Origin of the sequence: Leisingera sp. ANG-M7, from assembly GCF_000813965.1 — a bacterium.
GTDB lineage: Bacteria > Pseudomonadota > Alphaproteobacteria > Rhodobacterales > Rhodobacteraceae > Leisingera.
The window spans coordinates 75,640-96,547 of record NZ_JWLI01000002.1; the positions used below are offsets into that span (position 1 = coordinate 75,640).

At 64.2% G+C, this 20,908-nt stretch carries 18 protein-coding genes; 16 read left to right on the top strand and 2 right to left on the bottom strand.

Translation table 11 applies throughout. The features are described 5' to 3' along the window. Positions 1-381: 381 nt before the first annotated feature. The 8 genes from repA (at position 382) to hutU (ending at position 10,817) form a co-directional block, all read left to right on the top strand. Complete coding sequence (gene repA / locus RA26_RS03970; protein WP_039180262.1) at positions 382-1,557, top strand: plasmid partitioning protein RepA; 1,176 nt, start codon at positions 382-384, stop codon at positions 1,555-1,557. After that, positions 1,557-2,531, top strand: a complete 975-nt coding sequence (gene repB / locus RA26_RS03975) for a plasmid partitioning protein RepB (RefSeq protein WP_039180430.1) — start codon at positions 1,557-1,559, stop codon at positions 2,529-2,531. Before repA ends, repB begins: the two co-directional genes overlap by 1 nt. 181 nt (positions 2,532-2,712) lie before the next feature. Beyond that, positions 2,713-3,855: a plasmid replication protein RepC gene (repC, locus tag RA26_RS03980; RefSeq protein ID WP_039180265.1), complete on the top strand. Its 1,143-nt coding sequence runs from the start codon at positions 2,713-2,715 to the stop codon at positions 3,853-3,855. A gap of 341 nt (positions 3,856-4,196) precedes the next feature. Continuing rightward, entirely contained in the window at positions 4,197-5,522 is a 1,326-nt protein-coding gene (locus RA26_RS03985; protein WP_039180268.1) for an MFS transporter, read from the top strand. Positions 5,523-5,627: 105 nt separating this feature from the next. Next, entirely contained in the window at positions 5,628-6,836 is a 1,209-nt protein-coding gene (hutI, locus tag RA26_RS03990) for an imidazolonepropionase (protein ID WP_039180270.1), read from the top strand. Continuing rightward, complete coding sequence (hutH, locus tag RA26_RS03995; RefSeq protein WP_039180273.1) at positions 6,833-8,356, top strand: histidine ammonia-lyase; 1,524 nt, start codon at positions 6,833-6,835, stop codon at positions 8,354-8,356. The genes hutI and hutH overlap by 4 nt, the downstream gene beginning before the upstream one ends. Then, positions 8,353-9,138, top strand: a complete 786-nt coding sequence (gene hutG / locus RA26_RS04000; RefSeq protein ID WP_039180275.1) for an N-formylglutamate deformylase — start codon at positions 8,353-8,355, stop codon at positions 9,136-9,138. Before hutH ends, hutG begins: the two co-directional genes overlap by 4 nt. Further along, entirely contained in the window at positions 9,135-10,817 is a 1,683-nt protein-coding gene (hutU, locus tag RA26_RS04005) for a urocanate hydratase (protein WP_039180278.1), read from the top strand. The genes hutG and hutU overlap by 4 nt, the downstream gene beginning before the upstream one ends. Positions 10,818-10,870: 53 nt before the next feature. Here hutU and RA26_RS04010 read toward each other — a convergent pair whose 3' ends face one another. Next, the gene (locus RA26_RS04010) at positions 10,871-11,545 is read right to left on the bottom strand and encodes a GntR family transcriptional regulator (protein ID WP_039180279.1); all 675 of its coding nucleotides are present in this window, start codon (positions 11,543-11,545) and stop codon (positions 10,871-10,873) included. 107 nt (positions 11,546-11,652) lie between these two features. Between RA26_RS04010 and RA26_RS04015 the strand changes: the two genes are divergently transcribed. The 7 genes from RA26_RS04015 to RA26_RS04045 all read left to right on the top strand — a co-directional run bounded on the left by RA26_RS04015 (position 11,653) and on the right by RA26_RS04045 (position 17,828). After that, entirely contained in the window at positions 11,653-12,255 is a 603-nt protein-coding gene (locus RA26_RS04015; protein ID WP_039180284.1) for an amino acid synthesis family protein, read from the top strand. Continuing rightward, positions 12,227-13,030, top strand: coding sequence for an alpha/beta fold hydrolase (locus RA26_RS04020; protein WP_039180286.1), 804 nt, complete (start codon positions 12,227-12,229; stop codon positions 13,028-13,030). The genes RA26_RS04015 and RA26_RS04020 overlap by 29 nt, the downstream gene beginning before the upstream one ends. After that, positions 13,027-13,953 carry a flavin reductase gene (locus RA26_RS04025; protein WP_039180289.1) on the top strand — a complete coding sequence of 309 codons (927 nt, stop codon included), beginning with the start codon at positions 13,027-13,029 and terminating at the stop codon, positions 13,951-13,953. Before RA26_RS04020 ends, RA26_RS04025 begins: the two co-directional genes overlap by 4 nt. Beyond that, positions 13,950-14,987 (top strand): LLM class flavin-dependent oxidoreductase, encoded by a 1,038-nt coding sequence (locus RA26_RS04030; RefSeq protein ID WP_039180293.1) that lies wholly within the window; start codon positions 13,950-13,952, stop codon positions 14,985-14,987. The genes RA26_RS04025 and RA26_RS04030 overlap by 4 nt, the downstream gene beginning before the upstream one ends. A 12-nt stretch (positions 14,988-14,999) precedes the next feature. Next, positions 15,000-16,463 (top strand): aldehyde dehydrogenase, encoded by a 1,464-nt coding sequence (locus RA26_RS04035; RefSeq protein ID WP_039180296.1) that lies wholly within the window; start codon positions 15,000-15,002, stop codon positions 16,461-16,463. Positions 16,464-16,643: 180 nt separating this feature from the next. Next, a complete protein-coding gene (locus RA26_RS04040; RefSeq protein ID WP_039180299.1) occupies positions 16,644-16,850 on the top strand; it encodes a dodecin in 207 nt (68 codons plus the stop codon). 81 nt (positions 16,851-16,931) lie between these two features. Beyond that, positions 16,932-17,828: a complex I NDUFA9 subunit family protein gene (locus RA26_RS04045; RefSeq protein WP_039180302.1), complete on the top strand. Its 897-nt coding sequence runs from the start codon at positions 16,932-16,934 to the stop codon at positions 17,826-17,828. Between the two features lie 28 nt (positions 17,829-17,856). On the opposite strand, the gene RA26_RS04050 is transcribed toward RA26_RS04045, so the two are convergent. Further along, positions 17,857-18,843, bottom strand: a complete 987-nt coding sequence (locus tag RA26_RS04050; RefSeq protein ID WP_039180304.1) for a GlxA family transcriptional regulator — start codon at positions 18,841-18,843, stop codon at positions 17,857-17,859. A gap of 117 nt (positions 18,844-18,960) precedes the next feature. On the opposite strand from RA26_RS04050, the gene RA26_RS04055 reads away from it, so the two are divergent. After that, positions 18,961-20,907 (top strand): acetoacetate--CoA ligase, encoded by a 1,947-nt coding sequence (locus tag RA26_RS04055; RefSeq protein ID WP_082015752.1) that lies wholly within the window; start codon positions 18,961-18,963, stop codon positions 20,905-20,907. Position 20,908: the final 1 nt, after the last annotated feature.

A 20,908-nucleotide genomic window follows, 5' to 3' on the forward strand; every position in this document is an offset into this window, starting at 1 on the left:
TGTCCGGCGGAACCGGCCTTGGATCAGGACCCGTTAATCCCGCACAAGGCGCAGAACATGCAAATAGACCCTAAATCTGCAGTTTTTCCGGGAATCTCCCTGCCTTTGCGACTCGCGGACCGCATCGCCTTTGCGCATCATGCATACCGCAGCGAAAATTTATCCACAGGCCGCGGATGTGCCTCTGACACAAAACGCATCTTTCAATTTCAATGGCTTACAGGAAATTTGATCGAAATACACCGTGTAAGGCAGGGAACCGGCAAGCCCCGCTGCAACCTCTAACTGAAGGAATCTATTGCACAACTGCGTTCGCATTGCGTATAGAAACGATAAATAAAGCGCTGACGCAAAACAGCGTTACTATCGAGAGGGCAGCAGGTGGCAGTAGCACTCCACATCAATCAGCGTATCCGCGAGAACGCGGAGAACCTCAGTGCGGCCCTCAACAGCCACATGCTGGCCAGTTTTGCGCCGGATGCAAGGAAGGAATTGCGCCTATTCAGCGCCGGCGAGGCGGCAGAGATGCTGGGGATCTCCCCCAGCTTCCTGCGCAAGCTGCATTTTGACGGCAAATTCCCCGAGGTGCACACCACCCCGGGCGGGCGCCGCCATTATTCTGCCGCCGACCTGATGGAGATGCGCAAGATCCTGGATGCCGCGGCCAAGACGCCGGGCACCTACCTGCGCGGCCGCCGCGAGGGCGACAAGGTGCAGGTGCTGTCCTTCCTGAACTTCAAAGGCGGATCGGGTAAGACCACCTCGTCCATTCACACCGCCCAGCGGCTGGCGCTCAAGGGCTACCGCGTGCTGGCGGTGGATATCGACCCGCAGGCGTCGCTGACGACGCTTTTCGGCTACCGGCCAGAGGTCGATTTCCTCGAAACAGGGACGATTTATGACGCAATCCGCTATGATGACCCCCTGCCCTTGCGCGACATCATCCAGCAGACCTATTTCGCCAATCTGGATCTCGCCCCCGGCGGGCTGATCCTGCAGGAGTTCGAACACGAGACCCCGCAGGCGCTGATCAACAACGTGCAGCCCGCGTTTTTCTCGCGCATGGCAGCCGCGCTGCAGGAGGTCGAGAAGGATTACGACGTGATCATCTTCGACTGCCCGCCGCAGCTTGGGTATCTGACCATGTCGGCGCTCTGCGCCTCGACGGGCGTGATCATCACCGTGGTGCCGAACATGCTGGACATCGCGTCGATGTCGCAGTTCCTGCAGATGTCAGCCGAGCTATTGGACGTGGTCTCCAACGCGGGCGCCGCGCTGGAGTTCGATTTCCTGCGCTTCCTCATCAACCGTTACGAGCCGAACGACGGCCCGCAGCAACAGGTGGTTGCATTTCTGCGGCAATTGTTCGGCGAGGAAGTGATGGTCGCCCCGATGTTGAAATCCACCGCGATTTCCGATGCGGGCCTGACCCAGCAAACCGTCTATGAGGTCGAAAGGTCCATGTTTCACAGGTCAACCTACGACCGTGCGGTCGATTCACTAAATCAAGTTAACGATGAAATAGAATCGCTCCTTCAACAGGCATGGAGGCGTTGATGGCACGCAAAGGCATTCTCAGCACGGCACTCAGCAGCACGGCAGCATCCGCTGGCGGGCCGAAACCCAAGATGATGCCCCGCGGCGCGGTCGGCGCATTGCAATCCTCGCTCAGCAAACTGCAGGAAAGCGCGGTGCAGGAAATCGACGCCGCGCTGATCGACGACGCCGGTTACGAGGACCGTCTGGGCCTGGACGGCGCCGCGCATAATCAATTGAAGGAGAGCCTGCGGACCTATGGCCAGCAGGTGCCGGTGCTGCTGCGCCCGCATCCCAAGGCGCCGGGACGGTTCGAGATCGTCTATGGCCGCCGCCGCCTGATGGCGCTGCGGGAGCTTGGCCTGCCAGTGAAGGCGATGGTGCGGCAGCTGGACGACCACGCGCTGGTGATGGCGCAGGGACAGGAAAACACCTCGCGCCTGGACCTCAGCTTTATCGAAAAGGCGTCTTTTGCGGCGCAGCTGCAGGACGGCGGCTATGACCGGCCGACAATAGCCGCGGCGCTGTCGATCGACCTGCCGATGGTGTCGCGGATGCTGAAGGTCGGCACCGCGTTTGAGCTGCCCTTCCTGCGTGCAATCGGTTCCGCCCCCGGCATTGGCCGCGACCGCTGGATGCTGCTGGTCAAGCTGTTTGACGATCCCGCGGCGCGGGCCCGGGCCATCACCCGGACAAACCGGCCCGATTTCACCACTTTTGACTCCGACGGGCGGTTCGAGGCGGTTCTGACCCATGCCCAGGGCGTGAGCCAAGAGGTGAAAGCACCCCCTGCCCCGCCAAAATCCCGCGCCCTGCCCGGCAGCAACGGGACTGAGGTCGCAGGCATCAAGACAACCGCCAAGGGCATCACCCTGACGATCTCCGGCAAACATGCACCCGGCTTTGACGCTTGGTTCGACGAAAACGCGGAAGAGATCATGGCAGAGCTTCACGGCCGCTGGCAGCAAGACCAGCCCGAGCAGCCGGAAGACTGAAGAAGAGCAGAGAAAACAGGACAGGAGGCACGTAGCAGGCAAAAGAAAAGCCCCCCAGGACATTACATCCCAGAAGGCCGTTCTCAGATTTAGCACCTTTGGAATAGCCCTTCAGACTCCTTAGTGTCAACTCCATGCGCTGCATGGGGGCGGGAATTCTTTGTCTTTCGTGAAAATAATCATGGAACAGGCGTCCCAAATCGCATTTGGGCGGCAGGATCTGTGCGGCCGGCTGGCGGGTACTCACGACAAGTGGGACCTTCTGGCTGCGCTGACGCACGCCGCCGCGGAATTTGAACTGAGCCACCGCACCCTTGGCGTCCTGAAGGCATTGCTGACGTTCTTCCCGGAACGCGCATTGCCAGCAGACCCGGACAGCGCCATCGTGTTTCCGTCGAACCGTAAGCTGATGGAGCGGCTGAACGGGATGCCCGAAAGCACCCTGCGCCGGCACCTGGCCGCCCTCACCCGGATCGGAATTGTCAGCCGGAAGAACAGCCCCAACCGCAAGCGTTACGCGCGCCGCAGCGGTGATGACACGACCCTCGCCTTTGGCTTCGATCTCTCCCCCCTCGCCCGCCATGCCGGTCAGATCTTCGGTGCCGCGCTGGAGGCCAAGGCCCGTACCGAGCACCTGGCAGTGCTGCGCGACCGCGTTGCCGTTCTGCGGCAGGAATTGCTGGATGTGGGTGATGAGATGGCAGAGGCGCTGCTGGACGCCGCCCGCAAGCTGCTGCGCCGCAAACCCTGCGAAACAGAGCTGAGCCGGATGGCCGAGACACTGCGCGGTGAAATTGCCAGCCGTACGACACAAGACGCACCACAGGAAACCAGCCTAGTTGCACGCAAAATGAGCGGTCCAGACAGCCAGAATGAGCGGCACATACAGAATTCAGTAAAAAAAGATTCTGACTCTGAAGAGCTGCAGGCCAAGACGCCCTGCCTTCAGCCACAGCATTCTGATGCAAAACCCGTCAAAGCAGAGAATACCAGTGATCTCGCCACCGTCCTGCGCGCTTGCCCCGAGGTTCAAAGTTATTACCCCGGCGCGCTGCGCAGCTGGCAGGACGCCGACCGTATTGCCGAAACCCTTTCACCAATGATGGGCATCGACATGCCGGTACTAAGCGACGCCCGTGCCGCCATGGGCCGCAAGGACGCAGCAACAGCGGTGATGTGCATGCTGGAGAAACTCAGCACCATCCGCAGCCCTGGCGCCTACCTCAGGCGGCTGGCACAGAAGGCTCGGGCGGGCCAGTTTTCCACCGCCCCGATGCTGAACGCGCTGCTGCAGGCGGGAAATCGTGCGGAGATTGTCAGCTGACAATTTCGCGGAACAGTGCTGTGCGGGACGAATGGCAAAGCCGCCGGGAGCCTTCTGTTTTTGACGCAGGCACCGTTTTCAGTGTCCCCGAGCTTGCGCACCGCGGCGCCGGGATCTGAATTGTCAGCTGACAACTCACCGCAAGACCCCGTGTCCTGTGCGGTGCGCGCTTGGGACAAATACCCAGCGTGGCACCGGCAGTTTTTGGTCTGACCTGTTAAAAATTGTCAGCTGACAATTTTCACTTTCTCCTCGGCCCCGGGTCAAGTTGGAGCCTTGCCTTCCGCGCCAGCCAACGGCCACAGTGGCAGGATCATTCCCAGCCAGAAGGCAAGGCTTTCATGCTCTCCATCCTCAAGAACCGGACCTACCGGCATCTGTTTCTGGCCCAGATCGTGGCGCTGAGCGGTACCGGGCTGGCAACCGTGGCGCTAGGCCTTCTGGCCTTTGACCTGGCCGGGGAGCGCGCGGGGGTGGTGCTGGGCACGGCACTGACGATCAAAATGGTGGCCTATGTCACAATCGCCCCCATCGCCGCCGCCTGGGCAGAACAGGTGGACCGCCGCCGGATGCTGATCGCGCTGGACATGGTGCGGATGGCGGTCGCCATGTGTCTGCCGTTCGTCACCGAGGTCTGGCAGGTCTATCTGCTGATCTTCGTGCTTCAATCGGCCTCAGCCGGGTTCACGCCCGCCTTCCAGGCCTCGATCCCCGATGTGCTGACGGAGGAGAAAGACTACACCCAGGCGCTGTCGCTGTCGCGGATGGCGTATGAACTGGAAAGCCTCATCAGTCCGATGCTGGCCGCGGCGCTCCTGGTGCTGGTCAGCTCCTCGACGCTGTTCTGGGGCACCGCAGCAGGGTTTGCGGCCTCAGCCTTGCTGCTCGTCTCCATCGTCCTGCCGTCGCCGGCGCCCAAGGCGCCCCGGCCCATCTGGCAGCGCACCACCCGCGGCATCCGCAACTATCTGCGCACCCCGCGGCTGCGCGGGTTGCTGGCTATGAACTGGGTGGTCTCGGCAATGGCCGCGATGGTGCTGGTCAATACCGTGGTGCTGGTGCGTGCAGGATTGGGGCAGGGCGAAAGCGCGGTTGCGCTGGCGCTTGCCTGTTTCGGCGGCGGCTCAATGCTGTCGGCGATGCTGCTGCCGCGGCTGCTGGAGCGTGTACCGGACCGCAGCGTGATGCTGGCGGGCGGCGCGCTAGGGAGTGCCGCGCTGATGGTGCTGGCATTGACCGTGCTGGCACAGCCGCTGGATTTTGCACGGCTGGCAATTGCCTGGTTCGTGATCGGTCTTGGCTATTCCGCCGTGATGACGCCTTCAGGGCGGCTGCTGGCGCGCTCGGCTCATGCGGCGGACCGTCCGGCCATCTTTGCCGCGCAGTTTACCCTGTCGCATGCCTGCTGGCTGGTCTTCTATCCGCTGTCGGCCTGGCTGATGGCGGCCTGGGGGGCAGGGGCCGCAATGCTGGTGCTGGCGCTGCTGGCCGCCGCCGGGCTGATCGCGGCGCAGCACCTGTGGCCCGCGGACAGCGCCGCACCGGTTGCGCACAGCCATCCGGACCTGCCGCCCGACCATCCGCATCTGCAAGGCGGCCACCCGCATGCGCATCCGGTCATCATTGACGATCTGCACCCGCGGATACCGCAGAAAGAGGGACACTAGCATCGCGAGGCAAAGGCGCAGCTTATTCATTTTATGACTAGACATAATCTCCTAAATGAGTAGCTTATTGCCAAACCGGCAACCAAGCGACTCGGGGAGATTTGCGTGACTGGCAACTATGTTCTGACATGCGCCAAGCTGGCCACGATGGCCGGCTCAGATGCGCCTTACGGGCTGATTGAGGACGGGGCCGTTGCGGTTTCGGACGGGAAAATCGTCTGGGCCGGGCCGCGGCAGGAATTGTCAGCTGACAATTTTCCCTGGAAGCATGTTGATCTGGACGGGCGGCTGGTGACACCGGGTCTGATCGACTGCCATACCCATATCGTCTTCGGCGGCAACCGCGCGATGGAGTTCGAGATGCGCCTGAATGGCGCTTCCTATGAGGAAGTCGCAAGGGCAGGGGGCGGCATCGTCTCCACCGTCTCCGCCACCCGCGAGGCCGCGCTGGAGGATCTGGTGCAGGGCGCGCTGCCGCGTCTGGATGCACTGATTGCCGAAGGCGCCACGGTGGTGGAGGTGAAATCCGGCTACGGGCTGGACCTGAAAACCGAGCTGAACATGCTGCGCGCTGCCCGCCGCCTCGGTGAATTGCGCCCGGTCACGGTGAAAACCACCTTCCTTGGCGCCCATGCGACGCCCGGCGAATACAAAGGCCGGGACGACGACTACATCGATCAGGTCTGCATCCCCGCCCTGCGCGCCGCCCATGCGGAGGGGCTGGTGGATGCAGTTGACGGCTTCTGCGAAAACATCGCCTTTGCCTCCGCGCAGATCGAACGGGTTTTCAAGGTAGCACGGGAGCTGGGCCTGCCGGTGAAACTGCACGCCGAGCAGCTGAGCCATCAGGGCGGCACCGCTCTGGCCGCACGTTACGGCGCGTTGTCCGTCGATCACGTGGAATACGCCACCGAAGACGACGCCAGGGCGATGGCCGCATCGGGTTCTGCTGCGGTGATCCTGCCCGGCGCCTTCTACACTATCCGCGAAACCCAGATGCCGCCAATTGAGCACTTCCGCACCCACGGCGTGCCGATGGCGCTGGCGACCGACTGCAATCCGGGTTCCTCGCCGCTGACCTCGCTGCTCTTGACGATGAACATGGGCTGCACCCTGTTCCGCATGACACCCGAGGAAGCGCTGGCAGGCGTCACCTGCAACGCAGCCCGCGCGCTGGGACTGGCAGACCGCGGCCAGATCGCCGTCGGCATGCGCGCCGATCTGGCGGTTTGGGACGTGGAAACGCCCGGCGAGCTCGCCTACCGCATCGGCTTCAACCCGCTTTACACCCGTATCTATGAGGGAAAACGATGATCGAGATGATCCCCGGCACGGTAACGCTGTCCACGCTGGAAGATATCTACCGCAACCTGACTCCGGCCAGGCTGGATGCTTCGGCGCGTGAGCCGGTGGAAGCTGCGGCCCGGATGGTGGCCGAGGCGGCAGCGGGAGAGGACGCCGTCTATGGTATCAACACCGGCTTCGGAAAATTGGCCTCGACCAAGATCGCGCCGGCTGACACCGCCACCCTGCAGCGCAACCTGATCCTCAGCCATTGCTGCGGGGTAGGGGAGGCGCTGCCGGAGGACAAGACCCGGCTGATGATGACGCTGAAACTCTTGTCGATGGGCCGCGGCGCGTCGGGCGTGCGCTGGCTGGTGATCGAACAGATCGAACAGATGCTGGAGCGCGGCGTGGTGCCGGTGATCCCGTCGCAGGGCTCCGTAGGCGCCTCTGGCGACCTGGCGCCGCTGGCGCATATGGCGGCAGCGATGATCGGGGCAGGGGAGGCCACGTTCGAAGGCACCCGCATGGCCAGTGCGGAAGCGCTGAAAAAGGCCGGGTTAGAGCCTATTGTACTGGGTCCCAAGGAAGGCCTGGGGCTGATCAACGGCACCCAGTTCTCCACCGCCTGCGCGCTGGGTGGGCTGTTCGACGCCTGGCGCCTGGCTGAGGCGTCGATGGCGATTGCCTCGCTCACCACCGACGCCATCATGGGCTCCACCGCGCCCCTGGTGGCCGACATCCACTCCCTGCGCGGCCATGCCGGGCAGATTGACGTTGCGCGGGAAATGCGCGGCATCATGGACGGATCGGAAATCCGCGAAAGCCACCGCGAGGGCGACACGCGCGTGCAGGACCCGTACTGCATCCGCTGCCAGCCGCAGGTAGTGGGCGCGGCGCTGGACGTGCTGCGGATGGCCGCCAGGACGCTGGAGATCGAGGCCAACGCCGTTACCGACAACCCGCTGGTGCTGGTGAATGAGGGGCGGATCGTTTCGGGCGGCAACTTCCACGCTGAATATGTGGGCTTTGCCGCTGACCAGATCGCGCTGGCGGTGGCCGAAATCGGCGCCATCGCGCAGCGCCGGGTGGCGCTGATGGTGGACCCGACCTTGAGCCACGACCTGCCGCCGTTCCTGACGCCCGATCCGGGCCTCAACTCCGGTTTCATGATTGCCGAGGTGACCACCGCCGCGCTGATGAGCGAGAACAAGCATCTGGCCAACCCTTGCGTGACCGACTCGACCCCCACGTCGGCCAACCAGGAGGACCACGTGTCGATGGCCGCCCACGGCGCGCTGCGTCTGGCGAAGATGAACGCCAACCTGTCGGTGATCCTGGGCGTTGAAATGCTCTGTGCAGCACAAGGGGTGGAGGCGCGCGCACCGCTGCAAACCTCGGCCCGCCTGCAGGACGTTCTGGCAATGCTGCGCGCCGATATCCCCTCGCTGGCAGAGGACCGCTATCTGGCGCCCGACATCGAGGCTGCCAGTGCCATGGTCCGCTCGGGCCGGGTAGCGGAGGCCGCAGGCGTAAAGGTGGCGGCATGATCGAAGTGACCCAAGGCGCCTCGCCGTTGGTGCTGGGGCTGCCCCACACCGGCACCGATGTGCCGCCGGAAATCTGGGACCGCCTCAATGAGACGGGCAGGGCGCTGGCGGATACCGACTGGCATATCCACGACCTGTATTCCGGGCTGGCAGGGGACATAACAACCGTCCGCACGCCGATCCACCGCTATGTGATCGACGTGAACCGCGATCCGGGTGGTATCAGTCTCTATCCAGGGCAAAACACCACCACTCTGGTGCCGCTCACGGATTTTGACGGGCTGCCGATCTGGCAGGAGGGCAAGGAACCCGATGAGGCGGAGATCACCCGCCGCCGCGACGCTTATCACGCGCCCTATCACGCGGCGCTGATGGCGGAGCTGCAGCGGGTGAAGGCGATCCACGGCTTTGCCATCCTCTATGACTGCCATTCGATCCGCGGCGATATTCCCTTCCTGTTCGAAGGCCGCCTGCCGGATTTCAACGTCGGCACCAACATGGGCGAAACCTGCGACGCGTCGATCGAGGCGCTGACCGTGGCCCATTGCGAGGCGGCGGATGGCTATACCTCCACCCTCAACGGGCGTTTCAAGGGGGGCTGGACCACCCGCCATTACGGGCGCCCAGCGGACGGGCTGCACGCGATCCAGATGGAACTGGCGCAGGCGACCTACTGCCAGGAAAGCCCGCCCTGGACCTATATGCCGGAGCGCGCGGAACAACTGCGCGCCCATCTCACCAAAATCCTGACTGATCTCAAAAACTGGAGGCCCTCGGCATGAGCGATCCCCGCAAGAACACCCGCGACATCTTCCCGCCCACCGGCCCGGAAATCACCGCCAAGCATTGGGTCACCGAGGCGCCGATGCGGATGATGATGAACAACCTGCACCCCGACGTCGCGGAAAACCCGCATGAGCTGGTGGTGTACGGCGGCATCGGCCGCGCCGCGCGGACCTGGAAGGATTTCGACCTGATCGTCGAGACCCTGAAGAACCTCGACGAGGACCAGACCCTGATGGTGCAGTCCGGCAAGCCGGTTGGCGTGTTCCAGACCCACAAGGACGCGCCGCGGGTGCTGATCGCCAACTCCAACCTGGTGCCGCATTGGGCCAACTGGGACCACTTCAACGAGCTCGATAAGAAGGGGTTGATGATGTACGGCCAGATGACGGCCGGCTCCTGGATCTATATCGGCACGCAGGGCATCGTGCAGGGCACCTATGAGACCTTTGCCGAGGCCGGCCGCCAGCATTACGGCGGCGACCTCAAGGGCAAGTGGATCCTGACCGGCGGCCTCGGCGGCATGGGTGGCGCGCAGCCGCTGGCAGCCGTGTTTGCCGGTGCCTGCTGCCTGGCGGTAGAGTGCAACCCGGACAGCATCGACTTCCGCCTGCGCACCAAATACCTGGACGAGAAGGCCGAGACCCTGGACGAGGCGCTGGAGATGATCGAACGCTGGACCGCCGCGGGCGAGGCGAAATCCGTGGGTCTCTTGGGCAACGCGGCAGAGATCTTCCCGGAGCTGGTGAAGCGCGCCGAAGCAGGCGGAATCCGCCCCGACATCGTGACCGACCAGACCTCCGCCCACGACCCTGTCAACGGCTACCTGCCGCTGGGCTGGACCATGGGTGAGTGGAAGGAGCGCCGCGAGAGTGACAAGAAAGCGGTGGAAAAGGCCGCCCGCGCCTCGATGAAAGTTCAGGTCAAGGCGATGTGCGATTTCCACGCGATGGGTGTTCCCACCGTGGATTACGGCAACAACATCCGCCAGATGGCGCTGGAAGAGGGGCTGGAGAACGCCTTTGACTTCCCCGGTTTCGTGCCCGCCTATATCCGCCCGCTGTTCTGCAAGGGCATCGGCCCGTTCCGCTGGTGCGCGCTGTCGGGCGACCCGGAGGACATCCGCAAGACCGACGCCAAGATGAAGGAGCTGTTCCCCGAGAATGAAGGCCTGCATCGCTGGCTGGACATGGCGCAGGAGCGCATTGCGTTTCAGGGCCTGCCCGCGCGGATCTGCTGGATCGGTCTCGGCGACCGCCACAAGGCCGGCCTCGCGTTCAACGAGATGGTCCGCAACGGCGAGCTGTCGGCGCCGGTGGTGATCGGCCGCGACCACCTGGATTCGGGCTCTGTGGCGTCCCCGAACCGCGAGACAGAGGCGATGATGGATGGCTCCGACGCTGTCTCCGACTGGCCGCTGCTGAACGCGCTTTTGAACACCGCCTCCGGTGCCACCTGGGTGTCGCTGCACCACGGCGGCGGCGTTGGCATGGGCTTCTCGCAGCATTCCGGCGTGGTGATCTGCTGTGACGGCACCGAGGACGCCGACCGCCGTATCGGCCGCGTGCTGTGGAACGACCCGGCCACCGGCGTCATGCGCCACGCAGATGCGGGGTACGATATCGCCAAAGACCATGCCAAGGCCTGCGGCCTGAACCTGCCTGGCATTCTGGGCTGATTACTCAGTCCGTCAAACAAACTTGGGTAGCCGGTTTCCAGTGAGGAGACCGGCTATTTTTCTTGCAACAGGCGCTCTGCGGTATGTTTGGCGTCGCTCAGATGCTGTTCGATGGCGGTGCGTGCGGCTTCTGTATTGCCTGACACGATGGCCTCGCAGATGTCCTGCATATGGGCAGGACCGGGCTTCTGGCGATCCGCTGTTGAGAGCGTCACCGCCCGCAGCCGGCTGATGCGTCCGTTCAGACGCTGGGCGATTTCCCAGGCGACGTTGTGGCCGGCGCCGTCGAAAATGATCCGGTAGAACTCTGTCGTGGCGCGCAGCATCGGGGTGGGCACGCCTGCCGCCACGGCCTCTTGCAGCTCAAGCAGCGCGGCCTTCAGCTGTACTGTCAGCTCCGGCGTGATGTTTTGGGTGCAGGCGGTGGCGGCTGCGGTCTCCAGCATCTGGCGGATGTCGTAGATCTGCCGCGCGTCGGCCCAAGTGAGCTGCGCCACAATCGGGCCCTTGCCGGGCAGGATCTCCACCAGCCCCTCCGCCTCCAGGTAGCGGATCGTTTCGCGCACCACGGTGCGGCTGACGCCAAGCTGGTCGCACAGGGGCCGCTCCACCAGCCGTTCGCCGGGGGCAAACTGGCCGGAGATGATCGCCTCGCGCATCCGTTCCTGCACGATATCGCGCAGGGTCTGCGGCTGGTGGTCGATTTTGCTCATGATGGGGCTGGTCATAAGTCCTCCGATAGCAACCGGGGCAGGGCGGAACAAGGCTGCATTGACATACTGTATGATGGTATACCATATTACGGCAACTGGAATCAGACAGGAAAGATCCGCCGATGCCCGCCGAAATCCGCAAGACGCTGCTGCATGTCGAAGAAACCCTGATCGAGGGCGGCAAGGCAGCTGAAACGCCGCTGAAAATGATTGCCGCGGTGGCGGTGATCAAAAACCCCTGGGCCGGGCAGGGCTTTGTCGAGGACCTGCGCCCGGCGATCCAAGACTGCGCGCCGGGTCTGGGCGAGAAGCTGACGGCGATGGTGCTGGAGGCCGCAGGCGGCGGCGATAAGGTTGAGGGCTACGGCAAATCCGCCATCGTCGGGGTGAATGGCGAGGTGGAACATGCCTCTGCCCTCATCCACACGCTGCGCTTTGGCAACCACTTCCGCGAGGCGGTGGGGGCGAAATCCTATCTGGCCTTCACCAATACCCGCGGGCCCGCGAACGCCTCGCTGCAAATCCCGCTGATGGACAAGAACGACGGCGGGCGGCGCAGCCACTACCTGACCATCCAGCTGTCGGTGGCCGATGCGCCTGGACCGGATGAGATCGTGATTGCGCTTGGCGCCTCCATCGGCGGGCGGCCGCATCACCGGATCGGCGACCGCTATCAGGACCTGAAGGAACTGGGCCATGACGTCGACAACCCTGCCGCTGTCTGAGCCTTACGGCCCTGCTGCCTGCCTCAGGGCAGGGGAGGGGTCTCCGCTGGTGCTGATCCACGGGGTCGGCATGCAGTCGGCGGCCTGGGGGCCGCAGATCGAGGCTTTTGCGCAGACCCATGAGGTCATCGCGCTGGATATGCCCGGCCATGGCGGCAGCGCGCCGCTGCCGGAGGGTACAGAACTGCCGGACTATGTGGCCTGGCTGCATGCCGTGCTGCAGGCGCTGGATCTGGAGCCGGTCAGTCTGGCGGGCCATTCCATGGGCGCGCTGATTGCCGGCGGCTATGCTGTCAGCCATCCGGAAAACGCGGCCCGCGTGGCGCTGCTGAACGGGGTGTTCCGCCGTTCGGCTGACGCACGGGCTGCGGTTGAGGCGCGGGCTGCGGAAATCCGCGCAGGCAGTTTTGATCTGGAAACACCGCTGGCGCGGTGGTTCGGGGAGAGAGAGGCCGACCAAGCGGCGCGGGCGCAGGTGGGTGAATGGCTGTCGGGCGTGGACCTGGCGGGTTACGCCGCCGCCTATACCGCCTTTGCCTGCGGCGACAGCACCTATGCGGACGGCTTTGCGGGCATCCGCTGCCCGCTGCTTGCGCTGACCGGCGATGGCGATCCGAACTCGACACCCGCGATGGCACAGGCCATGGCGGATGCCGCGCCGCAGGGCAGGGCGGTTGTCATCGAAGGCCACCGGCATATGGTCAACCTGACCGCCCCCGCAGAGGTCAACGCCGCCCTGCAGGACTGGCTGGATACGGAAGGAGCAACGTCATGAGCGAGATCGACCCGCGCGCCCTGCGCAATGCATTCGGTACTTTCATGACCGGCGTCACCGTGGTGACAACGCATGACCCCGAGGGAAACCCCATCGGCTTTACCGCCAACTCCTTTACCTCCGTGTCGCTGGACCCGCCGCTGGTGCTGGTCTGCATTGCCAATTCCTCCAGCAACTACGCCGCGTTCGAGCAGGCCGAGGGCTTTGCCGTCAATGTGCTGGCGGAGGACCAGAAGGACGTCTCCAACACCTTTGCCCGCCCGGTCGAGGACCGTTTTGCCGCCGTCAGCTGGCAGAAGGGGCCTGAGGGCAGCCCGGTGTTCGAGGGCGTTTCCGCCTGGTTCGACTGTTCCATGCACAACCGGGTTGAGGCGGGCGACCACCTGATCCTGATCGGACGGGTTGAGGCGTTTGAGACCTCGCCAGCGCCGGGACTGGGATATGCCCGCGGCGCCTATGTGACGGCCGCGGCGGAGGCCGAGGCCCTGACCCAAGGCGCCAAGCTGATCGTCTCGGCATTGATCGAGCATGAGGGCAAGGTGCTGCTCATGGGCAACGACCAGGGCAAGCTGACGCTGCCGGAAATCCGGGTCGGCAAGGAGGGCGCCTCTGCCGCCCTGGCCAAGCTGATCGCGGACACCGGTGTCGAGGCGGAGCCGGGGTTCATTTATTCCGTCTACGAAGACAAAGCGCGCGAACATCAGCACATCTCGTTTCTATGCCAATCGGCCGGCGGCACACCGGCCAAGGGTGTTTTCACGGCACTGACCCAATCCACGCTGATGGACATTGCCGACGCGGCGATGTGCACCATGCTGGAGCGGTTTGCCAGTGAGGCCCGGATGGGCAATTTCGGGGTGTATTATGGCAATCAGACCACCGGGCAGGTCCGCCCCGTGGCGACAGGGAGCAAGGGCGCATGAAATTTTCCCTCTTTGCGCATATGGAGCGGATTTCCGCGGCAGACGACCAGAAGCGGCTTTATGACGAGTTCATCCAGCTGTGCAAAATCGCCGATGACGGCGGCATGCACGCGGTCTGGACCGGCGAACACCACGGGATGAATTTCACCATCTCGCCGAACCCGTTTCTGAACCTCATTGACGTGGCGCGGCACACCAAGAACGTGCGGCTGGGGACGGGGACGGTGATTGCGCCGTTCTGGCATCCGATCCGGCTGGCGGGCGAGGCGGCGATGACCGATATTATCACCGACGGCCGCCTGGATCTGGGCATCGCGCGCGGGGCGTACTCCTATGAATACGAACGCATGATGCCGGGCATGGACGCCTGGGAGGCGGGCCAGCGGATGCGCGAGCTGATCCCGGCGGTTCAGGGACTTTGGCAAGGCGATTACGCGCAGGAAGGGGAATTTCATTCCTTCCCGAAAACCACATCCTCGCCCAAGCCGGTGCAGCAGGACGGCCCGCCGATCTGGGTGGCGGCGCGCGATCCCAACAGCCATGAATTTGCCGTGGCCAACGGCTGCAACGTGCAGGTGACGCCGCTGTGGAAGGGTGATGAGGAAATCACCGACCTGATGGGCAAGTTCAACGATGCCTGCGCCAAGCACGCCGATGTGCCGCGGCCTAAGATCATGCTGCTGCAGCACACCTATGTCGCGGACAGCGCGGCGGACGTGAAACGCGGGGCGGAGGAACTGAACCGGTTCTACTGCTATTTCGGTGCCTGGTTCATGAACAAGCGGGACGTCAGCCAGGGCCTGATTGATCCCCTGAGCGACGAAGAGATCGCGGCGCATCCGTTCTACAGCCCCGAGGCGATGGAACGCGATCTGGTGATCGGCGAACCCGCGGCAGTGATCGAGCGGCTGAAAAAGTATGAAGCCCTCGGCTATGATGAATACTCGTTCTGGATCGACAGCAGCATGAGTTTCGAGCGCAAGAAAGCCTCGCTTGAGCGGTTCATCACCGAAGTCATGCCCGCGTTTCAGTAAGGGAGCCTGAGAATGCAGACCTTCCAGCAGTACATCGGCGGTGCGTTTGAGGACGCAGGGGAAACCTTCGAGACCCTCGATCCGGCCACCGGCAAACCCTGGGCGCAGATGCCTGCCGCGTCACCGGCGGATGTGGACCGGGCGGTGCGGGCGGCGGAGGCTGCGTTCTTCTCGCCTGAATGGGCCGGGATGACCGCCACCCAGCGCGGCAAGCTGCTCATGCGGCTGGCCGATCTGGTGGCGGAACACGCGCCTAAGCTGGCAGAGCTGGAAACCCGCGACACCGGCAAGATCATCCGGGAGACTTCGGCCCAGATTGCTTATGTGGCGGAGTATTACCGCTATTACGCAGGCCTCGCCGACAAGATCGAGGGCGCGCATCTGCCGATCGACAAGCCCGACATGGAGGTCTGGCTGCGGCGCGAGCCGGTGGGCGTGGTGGCGGCCATCGTGCCGTGGAACTCGCAGCTGTTCCTGTCCGCTGTCAAGATCGGCCCGGCGCTGGCGGCGGGCTGTACGGTTGTGCTGAAAGCGTCGGAGGAAGGCCCGGCACCAATGCTGGAATTTGCCCGGATCTTTGATCAGGCGGGTTTTCCGGCTGGCGTCCTGAACGTGATCACCGGCGGGCCGGAGGCGGGTGCCGCGCTGACCAGCCACGCGGGTGTTGCCCATGTGGCCTTTACCGGCGGGCCGGAGACCGCGCGTCATATCGTGCGCAATTCGGCGGAAAACCTCGCCTCCACCTCGCTGGAGCTGGGCGGCAAGTCGCCTTTCATTGTGTTTGACGACGCCGATCTGGAAAGTGCGGTGAATGCGCAGGTCTCCGGCATATTCGCGGCCACCGGGCAAAGCTGCGTCGCAGGATCGCGGCTGGTGATCCAGAAGGGGATCAAGGATGCGTTTCTTGCGCGGCTGAAGGAGAAAGCCGAAGCGGTGGTGATCGGCGCGCCGGATGACATGGCAACCGAAGTGGGGCCGCTTTGTACCCTGAAACAGCGCGACCATGCGCTGCGGCTGATCGAGGCTTCGGCTCAGGCCGGCGCCAAAGTTGTCACCGGCGGCGCAGCTCTGGAAGGGCAGGGGTTCTTCTTCCCGCCTACGGTTCTGGATTGCTCCGATGCGCCGGAGGCTCCCTGCTTGTCGAATGAATTCTTCGGCCCGGTCTTGTCGGTGGTGGACTTCGAGACCGAGGCAGAGGCCCTGGAGATTGCCAACAACACAGCCTTCGGCCTAGCCTCGGGTGTGTTCACCCGGAACCTCACCCGCGCGCACCGGATGATCCGGGGCATCCGGGCCGGTATTGTCTGGGTCAACACCTACCGCGCGGTCAGCCCGATTGCCCCCTTTGGCGGCCACGGCCTGTCGGGCCACGGGCGCGAGGGCGGGCTGCAGGCGGCGCTGGATTACACCAAGGTGAAGGCAGTCTGGCTGCGCACCAGCGACGATCCGATCCCCGACCCCTTTGTGATGCGCTGATCTGCTGAGGACATGAACAAGGGGGCTGCCTGCCCCCTCGCGCTCCCCCGGGGATATTTCCAGCCAGATGAACAGGGGATCCGCGCCGCGCGGCTGCGGAAACTCTGGACGCGGGCGCGGATCCGGTCACACTGGACCCCGTACTGCGGCCGCAAGGGCTGCAGAGTGAGGAGGTGTGTGATGAGTGACGCGGTTTACAAGACAGTGGATGTGGTCGGCAGTTCGCAGTCCAGCATCGAGGATGCCATCAGCGGGGCCATTGCCCGCGCATCCAAGACCATTGACCACATCGGCTGGTTCGAGGTTGGAGAGATCCGCGGCCATGTCGAGGACGGCAAGGTCGCCCATTTTCAGGTCGGCTTGAAGATCGGGTTCCGGCTGGATTGATCCGGCAGAGCCGCAGGCGGGTGGCGCGGCGGTGCGGACGCACTATTTGGAGGCGCAGATCCCCAAAGGGAGCGTTTCCGGATGCAGATCAGCCCGCGCAGAGTGATCGTGCTGGGCGGCACGGGGTTTCTTGGCCGCCGGGTGGTGCGGCGTCTGCAGCAGCAGGGCTGCAGCGTCAGCGCGGGCACCCGTGCGCCCGGGGCGGCGCCGCCGCAGGAGTGGGAACCGGGGGTGGCGCAGGTGCAGACCGATCTGGCACAGCAGAGCGTCATGGCCCGTGCTCTCAGCGGTGCCGCGTGGGTGGTCAATTGCATCGGCTTTTACACGGAAACCCGGCAGCAGGATTTTCACAGCGTGCATGTGGAGGGCGCCCGCAGGATCGCCCGGCTGGTGCGCCAGACCCCGGGCCAGCGGCTGATCCATATCTCCGGCATCGGCGCCAGTCTGCATTCGCCCTCGGCCTATGTGCGGGCCAGGGCTGAGGGGGAGGCCGCGGTGCGCAGTGCCTGCCCGGATGCGGTGATCTTGCGGCCCAGCGTAATGTTCTGCCAGGGCGGTGTATTTTTCGGGGATCTGCAGCAGCTTGTTGCGCAACTGCCGGTGATCCCGCTGTTCGGCCGCGGCCAGACCCGGCTGCAGCCGGTCTGGGTGGAGGATGTGGCGGAAGCGGTGGCCCGTGTTCTGGATGGCCCGAGGGCGCAGCGCAAAGTGTTTGAGCTGGGCGGGCCGGATGTGCTGGCCTACCGTGACATCCTGCAGCGGCTGGCAGCACGCACCGGCCGCCGCCGCCTGCTGCTGCCGGTGCCGTTTGTTCTGTGGCGGGTTGCGGCAGCGCTGCTGTCGCTGCTGCCCAGGCCTCCGGTTACCCCGGCACAGATCGCGCTGATGCGGCGCGATAATACAGTGGGCGAAGGGGTTGCGGGGTTTCGCGATCTCGGGATTGAGCCGCATTCACCGGTGGCAATGGGCCTCGTCTAGAGCCGCTGCCGCCTGCCGGAAGCCGCTTTCAGTCGCGCCCGCTACCGCGGGTTCTCTGCACCCAGGGTTTTTCCTGTCCCCGCGCCTCGCGGATGGTCCGGCCGAAATGCCCGCTGAACGATCGCCCGAGTGAGGAGGCAGAGGAAAACCCGCAGCGCAGGGCAATCTGCTCCAGGCTCAGATGGGTTTCCTCCGACAGGTAGCGGGCGTGCTGGAGCCGCAGCATCTTGTAGTATTTCCCTGGCGTCATGCCCAGTTCACGCTGGAATGCGCGCGCCAGCGTGCGTTCGGACAGCGACACGCGCTTGGCCAGCGCCGCCGTGCTCATCGGGGTTTCGATGGTCTCTGCCATCAGGTTTGCCGCCTTCAGGATCTTGGGCGAGCCGCGCTGCTCCAGCCGCGCCGCGCCGCGGTTCAGCTCAGACTGGCGCGAGGGGTCATAAACGAACATGGTCGAGGCGCCGAAGGCGGCGGCAGAGCCGTAGAGATCCTGAATGAGGCTTAGCATCATGTCGAGGGCAGTGCTGGCGCCGCCGCAAGTGAGGAACGCGCAGGAGCGTACAAACCGCGCGGTGGAGACCTCCACTTGGGGAAAGGTCTCGGCAAAGGCATCCAGCTCCTGCCAGTGGATCGTGGCTGTATGGCCGTCCAGCACCCCGGCCGCAGCCAGCAGCCATGCGGCGGTATCCAGCGCCAGTACCGGCTTGGCAGCCCGTGTGGCGGTCCGGAGTTTGGCCAGCAGCGCTGGCGTCACTTGTTCGCGCACATGGTAGCCTGCGACCAGTACCAAGGTGCGGTTTCCCTGACGTTCGTCAAAGACGCCATCGGGAGTGATCTGCAGCCCGCTGGAGCTGCGCACCGGCGCCCCGTCCAGCGTGGTGACACGCCATCCGGCAACATCCTGGCCCGCGCTCATCCGCACGTCGCGCAGCGGCTCCATGGCGCTGGCCAGCACCATGTTGGAAAACCCGTCGAACAGCAGGAATTCGAATAGGGGAGGCTGATTTGGCGGCATTTGTCTGTTTTTTGACCGAAACTGTATAAACGCAGCGTCAACTCCTGCGCTAATCACGCAGGAAGTCAAGCACCTTGACGATCCGCCGACGACCGCTCTCTAACCACTGATACCTCCATGACCACCGCTCCTCTCCTCTGGCAGCCGGGCCTTTCGGCGCGCCGCAAACCTTTGCTGTCCGGTTTCATGTCGCAGGCTTCTGCGATCGTCGGAACACCGCTGGACAGCTTTGCCGGTCTGCACGCCTGGTCGGTTGCGCAGCCGCAGGACTTCTGGCCGCTGGCCTGGGACTTCTGCGGGCTGGAGGGCGATCAGGGCACGGTTCCGCTGCTGGCCAATCGGGACCCGATGCAGGTCCGCTTCTTCCCCGAAGCGCGGCTGAACATCGCGGAGACATTCCTGAAGAACGCTGACGGGCGCGAGGCAATTGTGTTCATCGGCGAGGATGGCCGCCGCATGGCCTGGACCCGCGCCGATCTGAAGCGTGAGGTGGAAATGCTGGCCGCCGCGCTGCGGGACGCGGGGATCGGCGCAGGCGACCACGTTGCCGGCTATGTGCCGAACATGCCGCAGACCGTGGCGGCGATGCTGGCGACCGCCTCGCTGGGGGCGGTCTGGTCATCCTGCGCGCCGGAAAGCGGGCCTGATGTGGTGGTCGACCGCTTCGGCCAGATCGAACCCAAGCTGATGTTTGCCGCCGACGGCTATTTCTACAACGGCAAGGTGTTTGAGACCCGCGCCGCCATTGCAGAGGTTGCCGCACGAGTGCCTTCGATTCAGCAGATCGTGGTCTGGCCTTACGCAGGCGATGCCGCGGATTTGCCGGAGAGCATGACCGCCTATGACGCGTTCAAACAGGCGGACGCCCCGGCACTGGACTGCAGGCCGATGGGCTTTCGCGATCCGCTCTATGTGATGTTCTCCTCCGGCACCACCGGCAAGCCCAAGTGCATCGAGCATTCCGGCGGTGGCACCCTGCTGCGGATGCTGGTGGAGCAGCAGCTGCACTGCGACCTGCGCCCGGGCGACCGGATGTTCTATTACACCACCTGCAACTGGATGATGTGGAACTGGCAGGTGGCGGCGCTGGCCTCCGAGGCCGTGATCGTGCTGTTTGACGGCAATCCGATGTATCCGGGCATGCGCCGCCTGTTCGACCTGGCGGAGGCGGAGAAGGTCACGCATTTTGGTATTTCCGCCAAATACATCGATGCTTCACAAAAGCGCCGCAACCGGCCTGCGGACAGCCATGACCTGGCTGCGCTGCGGGTGGTTCTGTCCACCGGCTCGCCGCTGTCGCCCGAGGGCTTTGCCCATGTCTATGCCGACTGGAAGGCGGATGTGCAGCTGGCTTCGATCTGCGGCGGCACCGATATTCTGGGCTGTTTCATCGGCGGCTGCCCGCTGCTGCCGGTGCACCAGGGCGAGATCCAGGCGCCGATGCTGGGGCTGGATGTGGCGACCCTGAACGATCAGGGCGAACCGGTTGAAGGTGTGGCGGGCGAGCTGGTCTGCCGCAATGCGCATCCGTCGATGCCGACGTGCTTCCTGAACGACGCGGGCGATGCCCGCTACCGCGCCAGCTATTTCGAGACCTATCCCAATATCTGGCGGCAGGGCGATTTCACCATCCGCACGGAACACGGCGGATATGTGGTGCTGGGGCGCTCGGACGCGACGCTGAACCCCGGCGGCGTGCGGATCGGCACGGCGGAGATCTACCGGCAGCTCGACAAGATCGACGAGGTCGCGGATGCGGTGGTTGTCGGCCAAAGCTTCGACAACGACGTGCGGGTGGTTCTGTTTGTGGTTCCCGCCGAAGGTGCTGCGCTGGATGATGCGCTAACTGCCCGGATCAAAACGGAAATCCGCAAGAACGCCTCGCCGCGCCATGTGCCCGCGAAAATCATAGCCGTCGCAGACATCCCGCGCACCAAATCCGGCAAGACCGCCGAGCTGGCGGTGCGGGACGTGGTGAACAAACACCCTGTCCGCAACCTCTCCGGCATCGCCAATCCGCAGGCGCTGGCGCTGTTTGCGGATCACCCTGAATTGCAAGCTTAAC

What these genes read in the sequence shown, in the direction of transcription:
- repB (WP_039180430.1), top strand. Translation starts at nt 1,557, where the DNA reads ATGGCACGCAAAGGCATTCTCAGCACGGCACTCAGCAGCACGGCAGCA.
- repC (WP_039180265.1), top strand. Translation starts at nt 2,713, where the DNA reads ATGGAACAGGCGTCCCAAATCGCATTTGGGCGGCAGGATCTGTGCGGC.
- RA26_RS03985 (WP_039180268.1), top strand. Translation starts at nt 4,197, where the DNA reads ATGCTCTCCATCCTCAAGAACCGGACCTACCGGCATCTGTTTCTGGCC.
- hutH (WP_039180273.1), top strand. Translation starts at nt 6,833, where the DNA reads ATGATCGAGATGATCCCCGGCACGGTAACGCTGTCCACGCTGGAAGAT.
- hutG (WP_039180275.1), top strand. Translation starts at nt 8,353, where the DNA reads ATGATCGAAGTGACCCAAGGCGCCTCGCCGTTGGTGCTGGGGCTGCCC.
- hutU (WP_039180278.1), top strand. Translation starts at nt 9,135, where the DNA reads ATGAGCGATCCCCGCAAGAACACCCGCGACATCTTCCCGCCCACCGGC.
- RA26_RS04010 (WP_039180279.1), bottom strand. Translation starts at nt 11,545, where the DNA reads ATGACCAGCCCCATCATGAGCAAAATCGACCACCAGCCGCAGACCCTG.
- RA26_RS04015 (WP_039180284.1), top strand. Translation starts at nt 11,653, where the DNA reads ATGCCCGCCGAAATCCGCAAGACGCTGCTGCATGTCGAAGAAACCCTG.
- RA26_RS04020 (WP_039180286.1), top strand. Translation starts at nt 12,227, where the DNA reads ATGACGTCGACAACCCTGCCGCTGTCTGAGCCTTACGGCCCTGCTGCC.
- RA26_RS04025 (WP_039180289.1), top strand. Translation starts at nt 13,027, where the DNA reads ATGAGCGAGATCGACCCGCGCGCCCTGCGCAATGCATTCGGTACTTTC.
- RA26_RS04030 (WP_039180293.1), top strand. Translation starts at nt 13,950, where the DNA reads ATGAAATTTTCCCTCTTTGCGCATATGGAGCGGATTTCCGCGGCAGAC.
- RA26_RS04035 (WP_039180296.1), top strand. Translation starts at nt 15,000, where the DNA reads ATGCAGACCTTCCAGCAGTACATCGGCGGTGCGTTTGAGGACGCAGGG.
- RA26_RS04040 (WP_039180299.1), top strand. Translation starts at nt 16,644, where the DNA reads ATGAGTGACGCGGTTTACAAGACAGTGGATGTGGTCGGCAGTTCGCAG.
- RA26_RS04045 (WP_039180302.1), top strand. Translation starts at nt 16,932, where the DNA reads ATGCAGATCAGCCCGCGCAGAGTGATCGTGCTGGGCGGCACGGGGTTT.
- RA26_RS04050 (WP_039180304.1), bottom strand. Translation starts at nt 18,843, where the DNA reads ATGCCGCCAAATCAGCCTCCCCTATTCGAATTCCTGCTGTTCGACGGG.
- RA26_RS04055 (WP_082015752.1), top strand. Translation starts at nt 18,961, where the DNA reads ATGACCACCGCTCCTCTCCTCTGGCAGCCGGGCCTTTCGGCGCGCCGC.